The sequence below is a fragment of the Acidicapsa ligni genome (assembly GCF_025685655.1).
GTDB classification, from domain to species: Bacteria; Acidobacteriota; Terriglobia; order Terriglobales; family Acidobacteriaceae; genus Acidicapsa; species Acidicapsa ligni.
Genome location: NZ_JAGSYG010000002.1, coordinates 648,262 through 670,012 on the forward strand (window position 1 = coordinate 648,262; position 21,751 = coordinate 670,012).

The 21,751-nt window shown below is 54.9% G+C and carries 20 protein-coding genes; 7 read left to right on the top strand and 13 right to left on the bottom strand.

The features are described 5' to 3' along the window. Positions 1–67: 67 nt before the first annotated feature. The 5 genes from OHL19_RS09040 to cyaY form a co-directional block, all read right to left on the bottom strand. A complete protein-coding gene (locus OHL19_RS09040; protein WP_396126748.1) occupies positions 68–805 on the bottom strand; it encodes a DUF1080 domain-containing protein in 738 nt (245 codons plus the stop codon). Between the two features lie 175 nt (positions 806–980). Further along, the gene (locus tag OHL19_RS09045) at positions 981–2,081 is read right to left on the bottom strand and encodes a LacI family DNA-binding transcriptional regulator (protein ID WP_263357329.1); all 1,101 of its coding nucleotides are present in this window, start codon (positions 2,079–2,081) and stop codon (positions 981–983) included. A 269-nt stretch (positions 2,082–2,350) separates the two neighbouring features. Continuing rightward, entirely contained in the window at positions 2,351–2,557 is a 207-nt protein-coding gene (locus OHL19_RS09050) for a hypothetical protein (RefSeq protein WP_263357330.1), read from the bottom strand. 340 nt (positions 2,558–2,897) lie between these two features. Further along, a complete protein-coding gene (locus OHL19_RS09055) occupies positions 2,898–3,671 on the bottom strand; it encodes a glycosyltransferase family 2 protein (RefSeq protein ID WP_263357331.1) in 774 nt (257 codons plus the stop codon). A gap of 27 nt (positions 3,672–3,698) precedes the next feature. Further along, positions 3,699–4,013 (bottom strand): iron donor protein CyaY, encoded by a 315-nt coding sequence (gene cyaY, locus OHL19_RS09060; protein ID WP_263357332.1) that lies wholly within the window; start codon positions 4,011–4,013, stop codon positions 3,699–3,701. A gap of 217 nt (positions 4,014–4,230) precedes the next feature. Between cyaY and OHL19_RS09065 the strand changes: the two genes are divergently transcribed. Then, on the top strand, positions 4,231–5,157 hold the full coding sequence (locus OHL19_RS09065) for a hypothetical protein (protein ID WP_263357333.1): 927 nt from the start codon (positions 4,231–4,233) through the stop codon (positions 5,155–5,157). Positions 5,158–5,401: 244 nt separating this feature from the next. Here the strand turns inward: OHL19_RS09065 and OHL19_RS09070 are convergent, their stop codons facing one another. Continuing rightward, positions 5,402–6,451, bottom strand: a complete 1,050-nt coding sequence (locus tag OHL19_RS09070; protein ID WP_263357334.1) for a metallophosphoesterase — start codon at positions 6,449–6,451, stop codon at positions 5,402–5,404. A gap of 195 nt (positions 6,452–6,646) precedes the next feature. Between OHL19_RS09070 and OHL19_RS09075 the strand changes: the two genes are divergently transcribed. Together OHL19_RS09075 and OHL19_RS23050 are read left to right on the top strand one after the other, a co-directional pair. Then, positions 6,647–6,934 carry a type II toxin-antitoxin system ParD family antitoxin gene (locus OHL19_RS09075; protein ID WP_263357335.1) on the top strand — a complete coding sequence of 96 codons (288 nt, stop codon included), beginning with the start codon at positions 6,647–6,649 and terminating at the stop codon, positions 6,932–6,934. Between the two features lie 47 nt (positions 6,935–6,981). Beyond that, a complete protein-coding gene (locus tag OHL19_RS23050; protein WP_396126749.1) occupies positions 6,982–7,224 on the top strand; it encodes a type II toxin-antitoxin system RelE/ParE family toxin in 243 nt (80 codons plus the stop codon). A gap of 117 nt (positions 7,225–7,341) precedes the next feature. Here OHL19_RS23050 and OHL19_RS09080 read toward each other — a convergent pair whose 3' ends face one another. The 7 genes from OHL19_RS09080 to OHL19_RS09110 all read right to left on the bottom strand — a co-directional run bounded on the left by OHL19_RS09080 (position 7,342) and on the right by OHL19_RS09110 (position 11,689). Next, positions 7,342–7,818: a single-stranded DNA-binding protein gene (locus OHL19_RS09080; RefSeq protein WP_263357336.1), complete on the bottom strand. Its 477-nt coding sequence runs from the start codon at positions 7,816–7,818 to the stop codon at positions 7,342–7,344. A gap of 93 nt (positions 7,819–7,911) precedes the next feature. After that, positions 7,912–8,196, bottom strand: a complete 285-nt coding sequence (locus OHL19_RS09085) for a hypothetical protein (RefSeq protein ID WP_263357337.1) — start codon at positions 8,194–8,196, stop codon at positions 7,912–7,914. A gap of 5 nt (positions 8,197–8,201) precedes the next feature. Next, positions 8,202–8,759 carry a DUF420 domain-containing protein gene (locus OHL19_RS09090; RefSeq protein ID WP_263357338.1) on the bottom strand — a complete coding sequence of 186 codons (558 nt, stop codon included), beginning with the start codon at positions 8,757–8,759 and terminating at the stop codon, positions 8,202–8,204. An 82-nt stretch (positions 8,760–8,841) separates the two neighbouring features. Beyond that, positions 8,842–9,852 (bottom strand): heme o synthase, encoded by a 1,011-nt coding sequence (cyoE, locus tag OHL19_RS09095; RefSeq protein ID WP_263357339.1) that lies wholly within the window; start codon positions 9,850–9,852, stop codon positions 8,842–8,844. A gap of 214 nt (positions 9,853–10,066) precedes the next feature. After that, a complete protein-coding gene (locus OHL19_RS09100; protein WP_263357340.1) occupies positions 10,067–10,654 on the bottom strand; it encodes a shikimate kinase in 588 nt (195 codons plus the stop codon). Between the two features lies 1 nt (position 10,655). Beyond that, positions 10,656–11,015, bottom strand: a complete 360-nt coding sequence (locus tag OHL19_RS09105) for an anti-sigma factor (RefSeq protein WP_263357341.1) — start codon at positions 11,013–11,015, stop codon at positions 10,656–10,658. Then, entirely contained in the window at positions 11,012–11,689 is a 678-nt protein-coding gene (locus OHL19_RS09110; RefSeq protein WP_263357342.1) for an RNA polymerase sigma factor, read from the bottom strand. Before OHL19_RS09110 ends, OHL19_RS09105 begins: the two co-directional genes overlap by 4 nt. A 522-nt stretch (positions 11,690–12,211) precedes the next feature. Here OHL19_RS09110 and OHL19_RS09115 point away from each other — a divergent pair. From OHL19_RS09115 to OHL19_RS09130, 4 genes are all read left to right on the top strand, one after another. After that, complete coding sequence (locus OHL19_RS09115) at positions 12,212–15,445, top strand: POTRA domain-containing protein (RefSeq protein WP_263357343.1); 3,234 nt, start codon at positions 12,212–12,214, stop codon at positions 15,443–15,445. Continuing rightward, a complete protein-coding gene (locus OHL19_RS09120) occupies positions 15,445–16,455 on the top strand; it encodes a SurA N-terminal domain-containing protein (RefSeq protein WP_263357344.1) in 1,011 nt (336 codons plus the stop codon). Before OHL19_RS09115 ends, OHL19_RS09120 begins: the two co-directional genes overlap by 1 nt. Beyond that, positions 16,452–20,729: a translocation/assembly module TamB domain-containing protein gene (locus tag OHL19_RS09125; protein ID WP_263357345.1), complete on the top strand. Its 4,278-nt coding sequence runs from the start codon at positions 16,452–16,454 to the stop codon at positions 20,727–20,729. Before OHL19_RS09120 ends, OHL19_RS09125 begins: the two co-directional genes overlap by 4 nt. A gap of 133 nt (positions 20,730–20,862) precedes the next feature. Then, a complete protein-coding gene (locus OHL19_RS09130) occupies positions 20,863–21,666 on the top strand; it encodes a BON domain-containing protein (protein WP_263357346.1) in 804 nt (267 codons plus the stop codon). Positions 21,667–21,751 lie beyond the last annotated feature (85 nt).

A 21,751-nucleotide genomic window follows, 5' to 3' on the forward strand; every position in this document is an offset into this window, starting at 1 on the left:
AGGAGCTAAGTGCCACTGCCCGTTTGAAGAGCGAATTGGAATGATTCCGGTTTGCTTCGGGTAATGGTTATTTCAGGGGATAAAGCTTCATGTCGCGGAAGTAGAGCTCTGCGCCTTCGGATTGGAAGAGGATTTTTCCACTGGTGGGGAAGGCGTCTGTGCCCTCGTTTACCAGCTTGCCGTTGACGTACTGCCAGACGTGGCCGTCGCGATTGACGAGCTCAACTACGTTCCATTCGCCGCGCGGCTTTTCAACTTCGTTGGTAGGGTCGCGGTAGCCGACTACGTTCTTCCACTCACCCTTGTTAAAGCGATCGATCTTGAGGGCGCTGCCTGCGGGTCCGCTGACGCGCTTGCCGTCTTTGCCGGTGAGCGCGGCGCCATCCGTCATCCAGAAATCACCAGTGCAGCCTTCGTTGATCTGGAACTCGACGGAGCGCGGCCAGACCTTCTGATCGCCCTGGATGTTGTAAAGGATTCCGCTGTCGCGAGCCTGTCCTTCGCGGGGTGCAAAGGTGCCCTCGCCCCATTTGAACTCGGCGCGGAGGTAGTAATTTTTGTAATCCTGCTTGGTGATGATGTAGCCCATCTCTTTGCCGGAGACGTGGATGACGCCGTTCTCAACTGCGAAGATGTGGTTCGGGTCGGAGTTCAGCCCGGTGCTCTTGATATACGTGTCGAAGTTGTTCATGTCGGACGCGGACCCATTGAATAGCACAATGGCCGGACCGTGTTTTGGAATACCCTTGGTAGCTGCCGTCGCGCTGCCTACACATGCAAGGAAGACGACAGTTAGCGACAACACGCTATTCCTGACTCGAAAAAGACTCACGCAATACCCCTCTCAACGTTTACATCGACGTTACGATACAACGATTTCTGAATCAACTAAATGGATCAACCGATTATTGCTCTGCGAGAGAGAAATGCGCAAACGGGCGTTTGCGCATGGGTTGTTGCGAGCGCTATTTATGTGCCGGTTATGCGCCAGACTTGCCTGCCGGATTCGAGTGTTGTGCCTTGCGTGCCGGGCCAGTGGATTCGCGCACGATCAGCTCGGGCTGCATGATGATTTCTGCTGCGTATTCAGCCGTGGGGTTGGCGATTCGTTCCAGCAGGATTCGCGCACCGGTTTTGCCCATCTCCCGTAGCGGCTGGCGCACGGTGGTGAGACTTGGAGTGCAGAATGCTGCGGATTGAATATCGTCAAAGCCGACGACGGAGACGTCTGCAGGCACGCGCAGGCCAGCCTCGGTGAGTGCGCGGATTGCTCCGATGGCGGCGATGTCGTTGAAGCAGAAGACGGCGGTGAAGTCCCTGGTTTTCTCAAGCAGCAGACGCATCGGTTCATAGCCTATCTCGGGAGACATAGGGTGATGGCCGGTCTTTTCGCTCCAGATTCCTTCGTCAATTCGGGTCACGAGCTTGTCGTCGATCTTCAGCCCGAGATCGCGCGAAGTTTGTTGAATGCCGCTCCAGCGATATTCGGAATCGGGGATGACCTTTGGCCCGCGCATGAATGCGATGCGACGATGGCCTAGTTGAAACAGATGTCCCAGGGCCATCTGTACGGCGTTCTCATGGTCGAGCACGATGTTGGTTACATTGGCGATGGCTCCGTGGGCTGAGATGGCCACGATGGGCACGGGTACCTCGATCGTGGCTGGAGTGTTCAGCAGCAGGAATCCATCGACAGCGCGCTCGACAAGCATGCGCGGATACTCTTCCATCAACTCCGGGCGCCAGTCATGACATGCGGTGAAGTAAAAATATTTGGCCTGGGTGAATTCTTCCACGACACCGCTCATGACGCGTGTGAAGTAGCCTTCGCTGAGGTCGGGCGCGAGTACGCCTACGCTCAGACTGCGGCTCTGTCGCAGCGAGCGCGCGAAATAATTTGGCCGATAGTTCAGCTTTGTCGCGGCGTCGAGAACTCGCTGGCGAGTTTCGGGAGGGATCGATTTGGCTGACGGAGAATTATTCAGTACGAGCGAGATGGTGGTCTGCGATAGTCGCAGATGATCGGCCAACATCCTGAGGTTGACGTGCCCTGGCTTGGGATCATTCTTCGATCTCGGCATCCAACGTTTGTATCAGACCTTAAGGGGGAAGTAAAAGGCTTTTCCTGAAGTATCTGCGAGGAACAGGTAAGAGGTTTTCATCCTCTGAAGAGATAACTTGTTTACGGGGTTGAACTACGCAATGAATCGCAGCATGAGAAGCAAAGAAGCAGCGGTCGGGAACGCCCTCAAATCACTTACTACTTACTATCGTCCGCTGCTTCCAAGCCTTGCTTCAATTCGACTCAGGTGGACTGCTCATGGGAGCCTCCTGTTACTGCTGTTATTGGTTATTTGTTAGAGCCTGAGTGCTGGCCAGTCTTTTCCGACCCATGATTTCCATGCTGCCCCTGTTGCTGGTTGGATTGCTGTTGCTGGCCGGATTCGCCTTTCTTATCTCCCTGTTGCTGTTGGCCGACATTGGTTGGCTTGACGTTACTGGACGTATCGCTACCGGACATATGTTGGCGATCGTGTTTTTCAGATTGGTTTGTCATTCCCATGTCTCCTGTTTGCAAGCTTTGATTTTGATCGGCATTCGAGCTCTCATTTCGACCTCTGGCAACGCCGTTGATTTGAAATAAGAAGCAGGGTGTATCGGGTAGGTTGCCCGAAATATCTATCTTGCGATTACTCTTGCTATCTTAATTTTTAACTATTTAGATGACTAAGAAAATACGCATGATATATCCATACAGGGTTGGGCTGGCAACTGATTTAATCCGGCACAGATAAGAGCGCTAAGTGGCTTAAACATTAGAGATTTGCACGATTTTTGAGCAGAGGGTGTTTCACCTTATCAAAACGGATCAGGGGAGGCAGGTCGACCTATAGTTACTATTTTTCGATAACATCGCGACTAACTTCCCAGGCTTTTGCATACTTCCAGCTTATATAGGAGGAGTGATAGAGGTGAAACAAAAGCCCTTCGCGGCCATCGAGGAAACCCCCGCGAAATATGTAGTTCTTGATGAAGGTAAGAACCGGATTCAAGAGGGTCATGGAGAGGAATTCGAGCAGGCCGCGGCAGGTTCGTCCTTTGCGTAGAACGAGCGGAACGCTGGCGGAACTATAGCGGTTCATATGCTCGACGTAGAGTGCCACGGTTGGGTATTGGTAATGGAGCAGGTCGCCACGGAGCTTGCCTTTGGGGCCGCTCCATTTGGGAGTGGCGTGGGGCTCCGTGTTCTCTGGCAGCCGTGCTGTGCCTTGCTGGAACAGACGTAGTTTGTAGTCTGGATATTGACCGCCGTGACGCATCCAACGGCCAAAAATCTGGTTGCGGCGAGGAACCCAATAGGCATCGCGATTGGGAGTGCCTTTCAGCAGCTCCTGAATTTCCGCTTGCAACTCGGGGGTCAGAACTTCATCCGCATCGAGCGAAAAGACCCAGGGCGAGGTGCACTTGTCGATTGCGGAATTCATCTGACCACCGTAGCCCTTCCACGATTCGTGAAAGACCTTTGCGCCGAACTCTTCTGCAATGGAGACTGTTTCATCTGTCGAGCCGGAGTCGACGAGGATCAGCTCATCTGCCCAGGCGACGCTCTGCAGCGTGCGCCGCAGATTCGCCGCCTCGTTATGCGCCAGGATGGCAATAGAAAGCTTCATGAATTGATCGCGGTTTGCGGAGAGAGTTCAGGAGTAGCTGAGATGCGCCTCGATGAGGCGATGCACCAGGGGGCTGAGCGTCTCTGCCGTCTTGGCCAGCACAAAGCCGTCCGTGGTGAGGTCGAGCTTGAAGCTGGTATTGCGAGCCGAGATCCAGATCTGCTGGACGGGGGCGTTGGGGGTGATGACGAATTTACCCGCCGGTTTTTCAAAAATTACATAGAGTGCGCCACCCTGAGACTCAACTTCGTAGCCACCTTCGTCTTCGGAGGCGTACAGTTCCTGAGTCAGTTCTTCAATGGCGGCGTCTGCTGCTTTGCGAAACTCAACTTCATCGATCATGCCGCCAGTGTAACAATTTGCACCCTTTCCGTGCTTTTTGGGGAGCAAGATGCATTTGAGAAATATGCGTGGCAGAGCAATTGACGGGAATTCCTCGGGATTTGTCGGGAATTCTGCCTGTTTTTCCCGTCAATTCATATTCGGATATTCATTCCGTCATAGCTTTTGTTCCAGACTGTCTGTGAGCAACACCAGATCATTGGAGGCAATTACCCCCATGCGCAAGCTCATTGAATTGTCCTGTCTGGCGGTGGTCACGCATTTTGCTGGCGCTTTTCTCTCGTTGTGGGCAGAGGCTCCCCTGCCCCCGCGAGTTCCGGCCCCTGACTCTGCAACGCTCGTTCGCGAGGTGGTTTACAACGAACTCCATGACCATGACACGCATGGCTACTGGCGATATTGGGTCCAGCGGCATGCGAGTAAAGAGACGCACGGCAATGAACTGGAGCAGCAGGTTGAGACTCCGGATGGTGCTATTAAACGGATTGAGTTGATCGACGGACACCCCCTCTCAACCGATGCGCGTGAGGCGCAGGAGTCCGCTCTACAGCACCTGCTGAGTTCGCCGAGCGAGCAGGCGCAGCACCGCAAGGAGTATGCGGAAGACGAACGCCGCATCGGTCGGATTGTGGCCCTGTTGCCGGATGCTTTTTTGTACGAGCCCGCGCAGGAACAGATGTTGCAGCAAGGGCTGTGCTATCACATGCGCTTCCATCCAAACCCGGCCTATCCGGCGCATTCCATTGAGGCGCGGATCTTTCATGCGATGTCCGGCGATCTCTGGATCAGCGTGCAGAACAAGCGCCTGGTGCGGTTGGATGGCAAGCTGGAGGCAAATGTGGATTTCGGCTACGGGATTCTGGGCCGACTGTATAAGGATGGATGGTTTCAACTGGAGCGAACGCATGTCGGCGGCAGAACGGGCGCATCGGCGGCGGCGGGAGATTGGAAGACGCAACGGCTGGAAGTCCACATGATTGGCCGCGCGATGTTGTTCAAGACAATTGCTCGCGAAACGAGCGAGGTTCGCGGCGGGTTTACGGCAGTGCCTGCGAATATCAGTTTGCGAGATGCGGCGGCGCTGATTCGCCAGCCTATTGCTGCTCCGAGTGCGGAGTCGGTTGCGCTGGTGGTGCAGCGGTAGGGTAGTTTGGGGCGTGTCGTTCTGTTCGGGGTGGGAGAAGCAGATTCCCTTCGGGAATGACAGCCAGAACGGCAACAGCAAGCGCAGCGGCAAGGGCAACAGCAATAGCAGGGGCTAAGAGCGAGAATAAAGTTCTGAATTTCGATGATGTATGCGAGCTGACCCATTAGCCGATTTGTGGCTCCCATCCCGGTGCGATGAATTGCACTGGGATGGGAGACGGGCTTTCTGAAATAAAACTAATTTACCCGAGTATCTCGATCTTGCCTTCGGGGGTTTTGGTGAAGGCGTGCACAGTACGGCCGCTCTGGTCGATGTGGCGCAGGGTCAGCTTCCTTGGGGTGACGGAGAGATGGCTGAAGCCGTGGACTTTTTGTGCATAGGGTCCGCGCTGGCTTTGAGGAATAGTGAGATCGTAGAGATCGGCGCCGCCTCCGCCTGAGAGAAAGTGCGAAGTGGGGTGACCTTCGAATTCCAGGTGCTGCAAATCGTGATCGTGTCCGGCAAGGTAGAGCTGGACGCCATATTTGCGGAAGAGCGGATCCCAATCGCGAATGAGGACCGGGTGATCTCCATGTGGGCCGTCGGAGTAGATCGGATGGTGGCCCATGACGACGAGATATGGAGTGGTGCGAGGGCGCTTCAACTCGGCCTCAAGCCACGCGAGTTGCTCGGCCTTCTGCTGCGGAGTGAGGGAAAAATCGCGGCCATGCTGTTTGGAGCTTTCGTCATGCGGCATGTTGCTGTCGAGGGCCAGGAAGGTGATGAGCGGATTCTTCTGGGGAAATTCAAAGCGGTACCAGCGGGCGGGCATGGTGAAGCGCGTCGGGCCAACGCTGGTGCGGCCGGTGCGCGCATATTCCAGCTCATCCTCGACCTTGTTGCCGGGGAAATACTGATAGTCGTGATTGCCGAGGATGGCGTAGGCCGGGCAGGCGAAGATTTCCTGCGGATACATGTCTTCAAACTGGGTCTTCCAGCGGGTGGATTTCGCGCCGCCTTCGAGTGCTTCATACCAGTTGTCGCCGAGCAGGAAGAATGCCTTGGGGTGGACATTGTGGTCTTTCGCATAGGCGCTCATGCCAGCGGCTACCTGGATTTGCGCGGTTGCATCCTCGTATCCCCAATCGCCGATCATGAGGATTTCTGAGGCGTTAGGATCGTTGGGATCGAAGGGCAATGGCCCAGCCAAGCCGAAACTAGAACCGGAACTGAGCGCTGCCAGCGCGCTGAAGGCGAAGCTTTGACGCAGAAAACGTCTGCGACTGTTGGCTGGGTTGGGAGAGGAATTCATCAGGGGACACCTTTTCCGATTTCAAAAATACGTCCTTTTACTGTAGAGCGCGTGTGTCAAAATTGCGTCAACGAAACTTGCTGCGGGAATCGTGTTGATGTGAGACCGTGCCTATGCGAGATAGATACGTGTTTTCAATACATACTGCGGGATCAAAGGATATGTCGAGCTTCAAAAGTATGATTAAATATGATCATGGCAAGTATTGAACGAATGACGATTACGCTTCCGGCGGAGATGGCTAATCTGGTCAAGGATGCTGTAGATGAGGGGAACTATGCTTCTTCGAGCGAGGTTGTTCGCGAAGCTCTGCGGGACTGGAAGATGAAGCGCGAGCTACAATTGCAGAAAATCGCTGCTCTGAAATCTGAAATCGATCGGGGACTGGCTGATGTGGTCGCGGGCCGAATCGCCGAGTTCGACGCGGAACGCATTATGGAGCGCGGGAGGAAGTTATTAGCCGAGCGCTCGTCGTCCGTGTAACTGAAACAGCAGAAGCCGATCTTGCTGAAATCTGGAGTTATCTGGCTCTGGAAGCGTCGGAAGAGTTCGCGACAAGGTTCTTGTCCGCGATTACCGAGCGGTTCGATGAGGCAACGCTTTTCCCCTTTTCCGGAGCAACCAGGTTTTATTTGGCAGACGGATTAAGGGTGATCTTTAAAGATAATTATGCGATTTATTACTTGCCGAGCGTTCGTGAAATTGTTGTCGTTCGCGTTTTGCATGGCTCGCGAGATATAGACGGTATCGTCGCGGATGGCGGGTTTCGATAGTGAATTACAAGAGCACGCAGCCGGGGAGTGGCCTGTGTTGTATTCAGGCCGCGAAAGAAATAGCGTTCGATGTCGAACATCTCTGTCTTTCGCGACCTCAAATTTGAGTAAGCCGAATTAGAACGGGATGTCGTCGTCGGTGATTTCGGCGGAGTGGGCGTAGTCGTCGCCGCCGGAGGGGCGTTGATCGAAGCTGGCGGTATTGCTGCTTCGCTGCTGCGAATAGCCGCCGGATGGTGCGCTGCCGCCTTCTTCGCCGCGGCCTGAGAGCAGGGAGATGTCGTTGACGACGATCTCGGTGCGATAGACCTTTTTGCCGCTCTCTTTATCGTCCCAGCTACGCGTGGTGAGGCGACCCTCGGCGTAGATTTTGTTGCCCTTTTTGACGTAGTCGCGCACGATCTCGGCGAGTTTGCCGTAGGCGGTGAGGTTATGCCACTCGGTGCGCTCCTGGAAATTGCCTTGCTGATCCTTGAACCGTTCGCCTGTGGCGAGGCTGAAATTGGCTACCGGCTGGCCGCTGGGGAGAACCTTGATCTCCGGTTCTTTGCCGACATTGCCCAGCAGGATGACTTTGTTTACGCTCTTTGCCATAAATCTTCACTCCGTTGTGTAAGAAAAAAGGATAGCAGACCATTTCTGCCATGTTGATGGGTGGTTGAACAGTTTCAGTGATTGCAGTCCCGGCTATTTTCGCTGCAGGCTGCGGTTGCGGAGCCATTTGGCTGCGCCGAGGAGCGTGAGCATTGCTCCGAAAGGAAGGCACATTGCGCCGGTAATGAGCGTCAGCCAGCCGGAGTTGGAATGCGCGCCTTCGATGCCTACTCCGCCAAAGACGGTCAGGAGCAGAAGGATGGCCACGATGCCGATGGCCAGGATCAGCGATCCTGCGCGTAAGAGCTGGGATGTGCCGTCGTCGGCAGAGGCTGGCTCATGGGCTGCGGGTCGGCCTGCGGGTCTTGATGCGGGCATGGTGATTATCCCAGCGCCAGACGCAACATCACGTAGGTAATGACGCCGGTTACGGAAACATAGAGCCAGATGGGGAATGTCCAGCGGGCGATCTTGCGGTGCATGGGGATCCGGCCACTGAGAGAGAAGAAGAAAGTAATCAGAATCAGGGGCAGCGCAACGATAGCCAGGATGATGTGGGTGCTGAGCAGCCACAGGTAGGCCGTTCGAAAAGCGGCGTGAACAGGGTAGCGGACATCGCCGTGCAGCGCGTGATGGGCAATGTAGCTGATCAGGAAGAGCGTGGAGAAGGCGAAGGCGGTGAACATCGACGCACGGTGCGCGGCGATCTTTCTGGCCCGGATAAAGGTAAATCCGACGAGAAGTGCCGTGGCGCTGAGGCCGTTCAAAAGAGCGTTGAGGGCGGGCAGGAAGGTAAAGCGCGCGCCAACGGCATCTGCCGCAGGATGGATGTAGATAAGCCAGAAGAGAAACAGCGTCGCGACGATGCTGATGCCGATAATTGCGGCGACGGCAGGACCGGTCTTGAAGGCTGGCGATGTTTTTTGAGTCTGGAGTGTCATGATTTTGGATCCATTTTCATGCTTCGATCTTGTTCCCGATTTGATCTGGCCGCGTTTATCGGATCATTTATCGTTTCATTGCTTATCTGATCATTGCTCCCAGCATCAGGCCCGTGAGCAGCAGAGGCAGATAAATCACGCTTACTTTCAGCAGATCGCGAGCAAACATGCGGCTCTGGGTTTCGCTGGTGGCACGCAGAATGCGGCTGAAGCGGATGGTATATCCCAGGTAGAAAAGGCCCAGGATCACGGCCAGGATTGCGTAGGGAAGGCCAGCCATGCCGAGCCACCACGGAGCAAGGCTCACAGGAATCATGAGGACTGCGTAGACCAGGGCCTCGATCACAGTGGAGAGACCATCCGGCTGCACAACGGGAAGCATTTTGATTCCGGCCCGGCCATAGTCATGGCGATAGAGCCACGCAATCGCCATAAAGTGAGGAAACTGCCAGAAGAAGAGAATCGCGAAGAGGGCTACTCCGGGCCACTCAATCTGGCCACGAGCAGCGGTCCAGCCGAGCAGCGGCCCAGCGGCGCCGGGAAAAGCCCCGATGAATGTGGCGAGCGTGGTTACGCGTTTCAGGGGCGTATAGATAGCCACGTAGGTAAAAACGGTCATCAGCGCCAGCGCTACGGTGAGCAGATTGGTGGTGTACAGCAGCCAGAAACCACCCAGAACCACGGCGCCCAGGCCGAGCGCGAGGCCCTGTAACAGTGAGATTCGCCCGGTAGCAATCGGCCGGTTGGAGGTGCGAATCATCTTTGCGTCGCTCTTGCGCTCCAGTGCTTCATTGAGAGCGCTGGCTCCTGCGGAGACGAGGGCTACGCCGATCAGGGTTTCGAGCAACCCGCGCTGCATGCTGGAAATTCCAGAGCGCATCGAACCCAGGTAGAAACCGGCCCAGGTGGTAATCAGCACCATGGCGGTGACTTTTACTTTGAAGAGTTCGCGCAAATCGCCAACCAGCGTGGCGACCGCTCCGGGCGCGGAATGCAGCTCGACAGTCTGCGAGGCGGCCTGGGTTTCTGGGCCACCTGTAGATTGCTGGATGGCGATCCCGGATTTAGCCGTAGCAGAAGGAGCTGTGGACATGGTTGAGAGCGGAACCTCATCGGCAGTCGCCCGCGAAATGATCCTTTATCGCGAACCGCGTGGATTGGATGTTTTGGGCAGGAGAAAAGGGTCGCCCTGTTTTCTGTTTATTGATCATATCAAGATCATGGTCCGGAATGCGCCGCACTGCGGTAAAGAACGGAGCTGCCGCTGAGGGACCGCCTGCCATGCGTCTGCCAGCAGTCTGCCGGATTCAGGTGCGGATTGCGGGATCGGGAAGGAGCGGGGATTCCGAGGAAAGGCCACCCAGGATGGTCTCGACGACCGCGTCCGGAGTGAGAAAATCCACGCCAATCGTACGATGAGCTTGACGATAGAGGGGAAGACGACGGTCGTATCGGGCTCCGAGCTGGGCATGATTAGCCAGAACGGGCCGCACATCTTCGGTTCCTTTGCATCGCTCCAGGACGGTAGGGAGCGATACTTCAAGGTGAATTACCTGGGTGCCGGAGTGGCGATGCAGCAGGTCGCGGGTTCGGTCGTCCTCAAACGCGCCGCCGCCGAGGGCCAGAATTAGATGGTCCGTATGAAGCAGTTCACGAATGGTTTGGTGCTCAAGCTCGCGGAAATGCGCTTCGCCCATCTGCTTGAAGATTTCTGTAATCGTCATGCCCTGGGAGGACTCGATTTGAGAGTCTACGTCCATAAGCCGCCATGCGAGGCGTTCTGCGAGGAGCCGGCCTACGGTGCTTTTTCCGGCTCCCATGAATCCGGTGAGGACGATTCGCCGGGGAAAATTCGCGGGCAGACCAGGCTGCCCGTCGGATTGCTGGCCAATCACTTCAGGCATCTCCACGCGCAATTGCCAGTTGAATCTGATCCCACAACTCGTCTCGTGGCTCTTCTTCTACTGGAAGAATTCCCCGGACAGCTTCGACGATCGATTCCAAATCGTGTAAGAGTGCGCTGCAACGCTCACAGGCGAGCAGATGCTCATTGTTGCTGAGATCTTCGCCCGCCCCGATTCGTTCTGCCATTTGAGATTGGAACAATACGCATTCGGCATCGTCGAAGACTTTTACCTGAGCTGATGGAGCCACCTGGGGTGACGGAGCGTGGTTCTGAGCACCGTTCGTATGGGCGACGGAGACGACGGCATCCGTTTGTAGCTTCTGCTGGTTTTTCTCATTGGGCTCGATCATCTTTGCAACTCCTCGCCTGCGGGGTTCCGTAGAGCCTCACGCAGCTTCATTCGGGCCTTGTGCAGCTGGGATTTCGAATTGCCAATGGAACAATCGAGCAGAGTTGCAATTTCGTTGTGTTCGTATCCTTCAATGTCGTGCAGAACAAAAATCAATCTGTAGCCAGCAGGCAGATTCTCGACGGCTTTTTCAAGCGTCATGCGATCGATCGATCCGGTCAGCCTCAGGTCGGGTGCGCCAAAACTGCGGGCGGGACCGTGTTCCGGAGACGGATCCAGAGCTTCGTCCAGAGAGATTAGATTCAAACCCTTGCGGCGAAGATGCATCAGGACCACGTTGATGGTTAGCCGATGCAGCCATGTCGAAAAAGCAGAATCGCCTCTGAAAGTAGCGATTTTACGGTGCAATTGCAGGAACGCTTCCTGGGTTAAATCTTCAGCCTCTGCGATATTGCCCAGCATGCGCAGGCACAGCGAGTAGACGCGGCGTTTATGCAACGCATAGAGCTGTGCAAATGCTACGTGATCCCCTGCTTGCGCCTTGGCTAGAACTGCTGCATCGCCGGTTAGAGAGGCGACAGCAGCGTCGGCAAGGGGTACGGCTCCATCCGCAGGCACGTGTGGGGAAGTCGGGGTGTTCGCAGTTCCAACATCCTCGGTTATTTCGGGCTGCATCACCTGAGCCTCCATTCTTGTCTCCCGTAGGCATCTGTTGCCTGTATAGCATCGCGGTCAGATTTACGGGGTTGAAGCTGTTCTGATGCGTTTTCAATCACAGGAAAGCTTCCTGATTTGTGCCTGTTCAAATTTATCAGGCCGAACGCTCGGAGCAAAGTTCGTCGCATAACTGATTCTGGGTTAACGAAGTCAGTCAGGTCTGTATAGAAACACTCAGGTATGGTTCATTCGAAAGGCACACTCTCGTGGAATTGTGAGGCGCAGATCGATTGCAATTATTACTATAGTGAGCAGTGGCAATGCGCAGAGCCTGTCTCGATTCCAGAATTTGCAATTACGGTTAGTCCGGGATGGCTCAATTTGCTTTCCGCTTGAATCAACGGCGGCGAATACAGGAATACTATGGGATGCCGGGCTAAACGATTCTGCGTCCGTGGCGTCAGTTGTTCGTAGCGGCTTTTCTGGCATTCCGGTAGCGTTCCACGCTCCTGGGAAGTGAAATATGGAGTCCATCTGTTCATGTCGGCGAACCTGGCTTTAGCGAATCGAGGGCAGCTCCGTGTTCGCTGCGGCAGATTTGTTGGCCTCCTGCTTGGGGTTTTGCTGATTGCCGGCGGTGCATCGGCGGGGCTTTGCCAGCAATCGCCAGCTTCGCAATCGCCAGGGTCGGGCGGGCCGCGCAACGTCGCCAAAGTCACTCCTGAGCAGCCTGCGGCATACGCTGCAAAATCCTCTGAATCTCTTCCAGATGCACCCGCGCCGGATGCTGTCTCCATGGAAGACCGTCTGCAATCGTGGGAGGGGAAGCAGGTACTCAAAATCGAGTTTGGAGGAGTTTCCACCGTTCGCCTCGAACCGCTTCCAAAGCAACTGGCGCAACAGCCGGGCACGGCCTTGAGCGCGGATAAAGTTCGTCTCAGTCTGCGGCGGCTCTTTGCCACCGGACTTTACGAGACGATCTCGGTGGATGGCAGGCTTGAGGGAGATGGCGTAACACTCATTTTCTCTGGCCAGCCGCGCACATTTATCGGAGTCGTGAGTGTTGAAGGAGCCAGGGGTGCGAATACGAACTCGCTGCTGGTGCGCGCGAGTCGGCTCACACCAGGCACGCGTTTCAAGTTGACCAGCCTGACGCAGGCCGAAGAGAACATGCGCCGGACCTTGACCCAGAATGGATTTCACGAGCCTGTTTTCAGTCACACGCTGATTCCGCATCCAGAGGAGCAACTGGTCGATATTGCATACAAGGTAGACTCTGGCCCGCAGGCGCGCAATGGCAACGTGGCGAGTACGGGCGAGAGCGGCCTGACGCCGGAAAGCTTTTTAAAATACTCCGGATTGAAGCCGGGCAAGAAGGTGAATCAGGACACCCCTACACGCGCGCTCAGCGGTCTGCTCAAGCACTATCGCAAAGACCAGCGTCTTGAGGCTGAGGTCAAGCTGCAATCGCAGCAGTATCTACCTGCGAGTAAGACAATCGACTATGACTTCACTGCGAACCGTGGGCCGGTCGTTCATGTCATTGTGGACGGAGTGAACCTGAGCCAGGCGCGAATTCGCAAGCTGGTGCCTGTCTACGAAGAGGGCGCGGTTGACGAAGATCTGCTCAATGAAGGCAATCGGCGCCTGCAGAACTATTACCAGCGGCTTGGCTACTTTGATGTCAAGGTGACGCATGAGCAGAAGCCTTTCAATGCGGATCATCTGGAGATTGTCTTTCACGTTCAACGCGGAGTTAGTCATCGCGTGGAAAAGGTTTCTATCTCCGGAGCGAAATACTTTGATGTATCGACGCTGCTGGATCTGCTGAGCGTGCGTACGCATGATGCCTTTGATCGCCACGGCATTTACAACCAATCCCTGGTGTCGACAGATGTTGGCGCTCTGCAGGCTATCTATCAGAACAATGGATTTTCCAAAGTCAAAGTAACTCCTGAGATCCTGGACGACGACAAGATAGGCAACGCCGCGAACGTCAAGCGAGTGGGGTTGCGCGTCAACTATCAGATAGCGGAAGGTCTGCAGCAAAGAGTGCATTCCGTACAACTGGACGGCACTCAGAAAGTTACAGCCGAGCCGCTGGTCGCAATGCTCAATACGGTCGCAGGCCAGCCACTTTCTCCGCAGAGCCTTGCAGGAGATCGCGATACATTGATCACCTATTATCTGAGTCGTGGTTTTGATCAGGCACAGATTGAACTAAGTGAGGCCGAGGATAAGGCCGATCCATCGCAGGTGGATGTGGTCTTTCATATTCGCGAAGGGGAACAGGTCTTTCTCCGCAGGCTGCTTATCACGGGGTTGCACTACACGCGCCAGGCGACGATTGATCGGGGTATCACGCTGCACGAAGGCGATCCACTGAATCAGACTGCTCTGCTCGATACGCAACGGAACCTCTATGATCTGGCGCTGTTTAACGAAGTCAATCCAGTTATTGAAAATCCCACAGGCGAGGAGCCGCACAAGACTGTCCTGTTGCAAACAACCGAAGCGCGGCGTTGGGATATCAGCTATGGTGCGGGTTTTGAGTTGCAGACGGGCACCGTGAATGGATCGACAACATCGAATCCCAATGGAGCGACAGGAGCCAGTCCTCGTGTGCTGCTTGAAGTAAGCCGCATCAACATTCGCGGCAAAGATCAGACAGCCAGCCTGCGTGGCACTTACGGACTGCTGGAGCAGCGCATCAATCTCCTCTACCAGTATCCGCATCTCCGTGGCAGCCGCAATTTTGGTTTTAGTTTTTCAGGTGGCTATAACAACAGTCAGGATGTTACGACTTACAGCGCATCCAAGCTGGAAGGCAGTATTCGCCTGACGGAACACTTCTACGGCGAGCACCAATGGATCAGCAAAGCGAATACCTTTGTTTATCAGTTCATCTTTCGGCGCGTGAAGGTGGATGCCAATAGCATTCAGGTAGAGCCCGATGAAATCTCTTTGGACTCTGAGGCCGTGCAGGTAGGAGGCCCGAGCTTCAACTGGATTCGCGATACGCGCGATACTCCACTCGATTCACATCGAGGCACATACACAAGTTTTCAGGAGTTTATTGCCTCTTCGACCTTTGGTTCTCAGGCTAACTTCAACCAGGTAGATATAAGTAACTCAAGTTACTACAAGATCGATCGCGGCCGGATCGTGCTCGCACGCAATACTCGTTATGGACAGGAGCGCGCATACGGACGGCCCGGGGATGAGCTTATTCCGCTGCCTGAGCGGCTGTATGGCGGCGGCGGAAATTCGCATCGTGGTTTCGGTATCAATTCGGCTGGTCCGCGCGATCCGCAGACAGGCTTTCCTATTGGCGGAGCGGGTGTTTTCATTAACAGCACCGAGCTGCGCCTGCCTCCGCCGACACTCCCATACGTCGGTAACTCGGTTAGCTTTGTGTTGTTTCATGATATGGGGAACGTCTTTACCAATGCCTCGGATATCTGGGCCAGTTCGATACGCTTCCGGCAGCAGGATCGCGAAGGATGCCGGAATCTCAGCCAGACGATCATTGGACCAACGACCTCAACGGGACAGCAGGGGACGTGTACCTTCAACTATTTTTCGCACGCTCCGGGTATTGGGCTGCGTTACAACACGCCGGTTGGCCCGGTTCGCGTGGACTTTAGTTATAACCTGAATCCGCCGATTTATCCGGTAACTTATGACGCCCTGAGCAAGAGTTATTTGACGAATCCGTATGTCGGCGAGGGCTCGCATTTCAACTTCTTCTTTAGCCTGGGGCAGAGCTTCTGATGCCGAGACGCGAACACATTGCGATGTTGCAACGCTCGCTTTGCCGCTCATGGTCGAGTGTGGCGCTGAGCGATCTCGTACGTGTTTTTGTTCTTGTCTTGTTATGCCCGATAGCGCTCAGTGCACAGGTCGAGAAGCCGATGCCTGGCGCGGCAAGTGAACATGCAGCAACAGTGCAGGCGTCGAGCGTGGATATTGCGAATGCGGTTCCTCTCGACCGGGTTATTGCGGTGGTAAATAACCAGGTGATCCTGGCAAGCGATCTCGATCTTGAGCTACGCTTTGACCGGCTGGTGCCGATCAACAATCGTGCAGACTCGACTACCACTGGAACGTTGCAGCGTCTGATTACGCGTGCGTTGATCGAGCAGCAGATTTTGCAGGAAGATCCGCATGGCCTTGAAGTACCTTCGAACGAGCTTGAGGCCAATCTAAACGAGCTGCGCCAGAATCTACCCGCGTGTAAAAAACACGATTGCATCTCTGCTGTGGGATGGGCCACTTATCTCACTACACTCGGACTTACACCGCAACGCGTCGAAGCATACTGGAGCAATCGCATGGCGCTGCTGCGATTTATCGAGCAGCGTTTCCGCAGCGGCATTCGCATCACGCCTGAAGAGATTCAGAAATACTATCTGGAGACCTTGCTGCCTCAATATGCCAGCCCGGTTGATGCTCCTCTGCTCGAACGCATCTCACCGCGCATTCAGGAGATTTTGCTGCAGCAACAGGTGACGGCTCTGTTCAATGACTGGCTCAAGAGCCTCAAGGATCAAGGGCAGATCGAAGTGGTTGATCCATCGCTGCAGGCAGCAGCTACGTTCCTGGAGGATACTCCGCCAAGCACTGCTCCTCAACAAACGGCGACACCTGGAATTTCTGTCAGTGTGCCCAGTCCGAGTGCAACCCCGGGCAACTCGGCTCCTGCGCTTACAACCGTACCGACGCCGCCACAACCTGCCGGTCCGCATGATGCAGCGATGGATGAGACAGGAGGCAATCTGTGACGACTCCAGAAACGCCTCAGCCTCTTGACAGTAACGGAGCGGAACAGGAGCCGGTGTTGAAGGCGAAGTCCGGCCGTCGCCGTCGCAAGATCAAGCTGCATTGGACGCATCACACAATGCGGGTCATGGGTGTGTTTCTGCTGGTGCTCGTGGCGCTTGTAGGGATGGCTTATTTCTTCGCCAGCTCGGCAGCATTTGAAGACGGAGTTCGTCTTCGTCTTATCTCTGAACTCGAATCTGCAACGGGCGGTCGTGTTGAGATTTCTCACTTCCGGTGGAACCTGCTGAAGCTGCGTATCGAGGCCGACGGTATCACCATTCATGGCCTTGAAGCGGCGAGCGAAGCACCCTATGCGCATGTGGACCGGTTGCGTGTAGAGGCAGGCATCCTCGGGCTTTTTGTCTCGGGCGTATCGCCGCATGTGGTGTTGCATTCGGTTGAGATTCAGCAGCCGTCATTTCATTTGATTGTCTATCCGGATGGAACAACGAATCAGCCTCATCCGCACGGGACTTCGAAGTCGGGTAAGTCGGGGATCGACACGCTTTTCGATGCGCGCATCGGGCACTTGTCCATCGAACATGGCGTGCTGCATATCGCGAATCAAGAGGTGCCACTTGACTTGCAGGCGCAGGATGCAAGCATTCAACTGGCATGGCTGCCCGGTGTAGGACATGCGCTTGCTTCAGTTACTCATCCGCACTCGGATCAGACCGACGGCAGTTATCGCATCGCGCTTGGTCTCGGAGAACTTGCGTTCAGCCAGGGAAAGTTCGCTGCGATTCCAAGCAGGCTCGATGCGAAGCTGGTGCTCTTTCATAACAGCGTTCAGTTAGATGAGCTGCATCTTATCGCTCTTGATCGCACATTGATTCTGCGTGGCAGGCTGACCAACTTCGCTCATCCCGCATGGCAGGCGCAGGCGAACGGCCAGATCGATCTGCGTATTCTTGCATCGACTACAGGGTTCGTTGGAACACCGGGCGGCATCGTTACTTTGAATGGCATGGCCAATGGTCATGGATCGAGCTTTGATACGAACGGCGATATTACAGGCGAAGGCGTCCATTACAAGGACGATGTTGTCGACGCACAGACCGCGACATTTGCCGCGCACTTTCATGCCGATCCTGCGCAATTACTGGTGAGCGCTATTCGTACACGGCTGGTGCAAGGCGGAGATGTGCAGGGTGAGTTTCAGTACGATAACTGGCTCGATAGCACACCGACGCCTGCGGCTGCTGCGGTAATGCGTCGTGAACACAAGACATGGCCTGTGCCGACGGGCACGGTGCGCGCCAACCTGAGCGGCATCTCTTTAGATACGGTGCTGGTGATGTTGGCTAGTCCTGAATATCGCAAGCTGGGTCTGGATACTTTCATCGCCGGTCCCGCGCGCGCCAGTTGGACGGGCCTCGGAGTCGACCTTGCGATTGGTGGCCAGTTAGCGTTGGCGCCCTCTACACGGTCTGTTCCAGGCGAGGCGCCGTTGCATGGCTCGGTCGATGCGATGTATCACGAGGACACCGGCTCTGTAAGTGTCGCGAACGTGGTCGTCCATACTCCGCATAGCAGTGTTGAAGGGAAAGGCTCGCTTGGCGTGTATCCCATCACACGTGCGTCGGCGATGGATCTTGATTTTCAATCTACGGACCTGAGTGAATTCGATGCTGTGCTGCGCACGCTCGGTCTCAAGCAAGGGAATCGTGTTGGCGTTGCGGCGCTGCCGGTCAGTCTTAAAGGGATGGCGCAGTTTCATGGGCAACTCAATAGCTCATGGATTACTCCGCATGTTGAAGGCCATCTGTCTGCGACGAATATCGGTATTGAGATACCGCCTGCATCTTCAGGGTCGGCGCCCGATCCTGATGCGGACAGCGCTCCTTTGCAGTACATGCATTGGGATTCAATCGATCTCGATGCTCTGTATACTCCGGCGAGCATTGTTGTTCATCATGGAGTTCTCAATCGTGGCGTATCGAGCCTCACGCTGCAGGGCGAGCTGGATGCAGACGATCCTAACTTCAATTTGAGTGAGGCGGAGCCGGAGTTCGATCACAATGCGGTGCTGAGTCTGAAGGCTGATGCCAGGCAATTTTCGCTGGACGAGCTTCTACCCATGGCCGGAGTCGTTGCCCCGGTAAGCGGAAAGTTGAATGCGCAGATCGATGTTCAGGGCGCGTTAAATGCGCTGACTGGCTCGGGCAGCATTGAGGTCAACAAGGCGATTGTTTTTGGAGAATCAATCGAGCATGTAAAGGCTACCGGCTCGATCTCCGGGCAACAATTGAAGATCAGTAATCTGACAGCCCAGCAGGGCACTGGCCACGATACGGGAAGCCTTACAGGCAGCGGTAGTTATGATCTTGCGCATCACAAGTTTAGTGTTGACGCACGTGCTGCGGCAATCGAACTCGGCAGTTTGCAGGAGCTCAAGCGTGCTGGAGTTGCGGTTACGGGTAAGTTGGGATTCACGCTTAGCGGCGATGGCACTGTTGACGATCCTCACCTGCAATCCCATGCTGTCCTAAGCAGCATGTCGATTGCATCGCAACCTGTCGCAGACCTGATGCTCTCCGCAAGCACGCGTGATAGATCGGTGATTTACGACCTTAGTTCTCACCAGGCGACGGGCGATTTTACTGCTCATGGACAGACTTCGCTCAATGCCGCTTATGAAACGAAAGCTAACGTACAGTTTTCTAAATTCGATATCGGTGCATTGCTTAAGCTGCTGCGTGTGACGGGCATCAACGGGCAGTCCGATCTCGAAGGTACAGCAACCCTATCCGGGCCGTTGGCTCACCTTGAGAAGATGTCGGGCGATGCGAGTTTGAAGCAACTCGCGGTGAGTGTTGAAGGGGTCAATCTGCAAAGCAGGGGAGCAGTGCATGCAGCGCTTTCAAACGGTATTGCGCGGCTCGATCCAGTAGAGATTACCGGCGAAGGCACTGACTTAAAGTTAAACGGAACGCTTGGTGTAACCGGCAAACAGCAGCTTGATTTGCAGGCCAGCGGATCGGTCAATCTTCACCTCGCGGAATCGTTGGATCCAGATTTAAGCGCGACGGGAATCACGTCGTTTCAAATGGAGGCGCATGGGCCGGTTGCCAATCCAATTCTGCAAGGGAAGGTGCAATTTCAAAATGCCTCTGTGGCGTTGCAGGATTTTCCGAATGGGTTGAGCCAGATTCAAGGCACGCTTGAATTTATTCAGAATCGTCTAGAGGTTCGCTCGCTGACTGCGGTGAGTGGCGGCGGTCAATTAAGTGTCACGGGCTATCTTGGATTTCAGCGCGGCCTCTATGCCGATCTCACCGCGACGGGCAAGGGAATTCGTATTCGCTACCCGCAAGGCGTGAGTTCGTTGGCGGATGCAAAGCTGCGTTTGCAGGGACCGCAGAGCAATCTACTTCTGAGCGGCAATGTGGAGGTCACACGTTTCGCTATCAGTTCCGATATGGATGTAGCAGCTTTTGCCTCGGCCAATAGCAGCGTCCAGCCGATTGTTCCAGCCGATGCGCCGTCCAATCACATTCGGCTCGACGTGCATCTCACGTCGGCGCCTCAACTCAATTTTCAGAATGCGCTGGCCAAGCTGGCTGGCGACGTCGATCTGCATATTCGCGGAACGCTTGCGTCGCCATCGGTGCTGGGCCGCATCTCACTTACCGAGGGAAGCGCATCCGTTGGCGGCACCAAGTATGAGTTACAGCGCGGCGATATCACATTCAGCAACCCGGTACGCATTCAACCGAACATCGACATCGACGCTACGGCTCGCGTGGAAGACTACGACATCACGCTGGGCCTGCATGGCACAACAGACAAGCCCAAGCTGACGTATCGCTCCGAGCCACCACTGCCTGAGGCTGATGTGATTGCGCTGCTTGCGCTGGGCCGTACGCAGGATGAGCAGCGGGCTTACTCGCAGCAACAACAGCAGGCGGGAGATAATCCCATGACCGATGCACTGCTGGGCGGTGCGCTCAATGCTACTGTTTCTAACCGTGTGCAGAGGCTGTTTGGAACTGGCGCGATCAAAGTGGATCCCAACTTCATCGGTTCGCTGGGCAACTCTACAGCGCGTGTGACTGTTGTAGAGCAGATTGGGAATAACCTTACATTCACATATGCGAGCAACGTCAACACGACCAGTCAGCAACTTATCCAGGCGGAGATCGCGGTAAACAGGCATGTATCGCTGCTGGTTACCCAGGACGAGTCGGGTATATTTTCTGTAGTAGTTAAAACGCGTCGCCGCTACAAGTAGAGCGAAACAGGACATACATTGTGCATGTTCATTTTTTCAAAAGGAATATCTATACAGCAAAATTAGTTGGTTGTAAGATAGCAACGAATTCAGAAATTAGTTACCCAACAATTAGGTACAGGAGATATCCAATATGAATTCTTTTCGTGTGACTGGCAAAATCGCTCTCGCCGTTCTGCTCGCTGGGGCTCTCCTCAGCTTTCCGCAGGTATCGTTTGCTGCGCTTCGGAGCAATGGAAGTCCTGCTTTGCAGGACGATGAGAGTTCCGCCTCGTCAGCAGTAGCATCCAGGCTCGACAAAAAACAGTTCAAGAATGTGAAGGCCACCGTGCAAAACGGAATCGCCACACTGACCGGGACTGTTGATCTTTATGAATACAAGACGGATGCAGGCAGGCGCGCGCAGAAGGCGAAAGGTGTCTCAGCCGTACGTAACCAGATTGAGGTCGCCGGCCCCTCGGTATCCGATAGTGAGCTTCAGCAGAAGCTGGCAGAGAAGCTGCAGTACGATCGCGTCGGATACGGTAACACCTTCAATGCAGTTTCTGTGAGTGTGCAGAATGGTGTTGTATTGCTTGCCGGTCATGCTCGCACGGATGTTGATAAGGACTCGGCAATCGCGCTGGTGAGCACTTATCCAGGCGTGAAGGATGTTTCTGAAGATATCCAGGTAGATCCAGTTTCTTTCATGGATGACCGGATTCGCATGGCAGTAGCTCGTTCGGTTTACGGCTATGCTTCTCTCAATAAGTACGCCATTGATCCGGCCAAACCTATTCGCATCTCCGTGCAGAATGGCAATGTAGAGCTCTTTGGCATGGTAGATTCCAAGGCGGATAAGGATGTTGCTTATATCCGTGCGAATCAAGTCCCGGGTGTCTTCAGCGTTAAGAATAGTCTTCAGGTTGCGAACGATACTTCCGAGAAATCGAAGTAAAGCGTAAAATAAAATGCAGTTAGACTGAAGCAGGTTGTTCTTGTGTTGTCCTGTTTCTCACACAAAGGCCCGCAGCAATTGCGGG

Coding starts and splice junctions, on each gene's coding strand:
- cyaY (WP_263357332.1), bottom strand. CDS start 4,013: ATGATCGATGAAGTTGAGTTTCGCAAAGCAGCAGACGCCGCCATTGAA.
- OHL19_RS09110 (WP_263357342.1), bottom strand. CDS start 11,689: ATGCAGCCCGAAATAACCGAGGATGTTGGAACTGCGAACACCCCGACT.
- OHL19_RS09070 (WP_263357334.1), bottom strand. CDS start 6,451: ATGAATTCCTCTCCCAACCCAGCCAACAGTCGCAGACGTTTTCTGCGT.
- OHL19_RS09045 (WP_263357329.1), bottom strand. CDS start 2,081: ATGCCGAGATCGAAGAATGATCCCAAGCCAGGGCACGTCAACCTCAGG.
- OHL19_RS09105 (WP_263357341.1), bottom strand. CDS start 11,015: ATGATCGAGCCCAATGAGAAAAACCAGCAGAAGCTACAAACGGATGCC.
- OHL19_RS09050 (WP_263357330.1), bottom strand. CDS start 2,557: ATGACAAACCAATCTGAAAAACACGATCGCCAACATATGTCCGGTAGC.
- OHL19_RS09075 (WP_263357335.1), top strand. CDS start 6,647: ATGGCAAGTATTGAACGAATGACGATTACGCTTCCGGCGGAGATGGCT.
- OHL19_RS09065 (WP_263357333.1), top strand. CDS start 4,231: ATGCGCAAGCTCATTGAATTGTCCTGTCTGGCGGTGGTCACGCATTTT.
- OHL19_RS09115 (WP_263357343.1), top strand. CDS start 12,212: ATGTCGGCGAACCTGGCTTTAGCGAATCGAGGGCAGCTCCGTGTTCGC.
- OHL19_RS09055 (WP_263357331.1), bottom strand. CDS start 3,671: ATGAAGCTTTCTATTGCCATCCTGGCGCATAACGAGGCGGCGAATCTG.
- OHL19_RS09090 (WP_263357338.1), bottom strand. CDS start 8,759: ATGACACTCCAGACTCAAAAAACATCGCCAGCCTTCAAGACCGGTCCT.
- OHL19_RS09130 (WP_263357346.1), top strand. CDS start 20,863: ATGAATTCTTTTCGTGTGACTGGCAAAATCGCTCTCGCCGTTCTGCTC.
- OHL19_RS09085 (WP_263357337.1), bottom strand. CDS start 8,196: ATGCCCGCATCAAGACCCGCAGGCCGACCCGCAGCCCATGAGCCAGCC.
- OHL19_RS09120 (WP_263357344.1), top strand. CDS start 15,445: ATGCCGAGACGCGAACACATTGCGATGTTGCAACGCTCGCTTTGCCGC.
- cyoE (WP_263357339.1), bottom strand. CDS start 9,852: ATGTCCACAGCTCCTTCTGCTACGGCTAAATCCGGGATCGCCATCCAG.
- OHL19_RS09080 (WP_263357336.1), bottom strand. CDS start 7,818: ATGGCAAAGAGCGTAAACAAAGTCATCCTGCTGGGCAATGTCGGCAAA.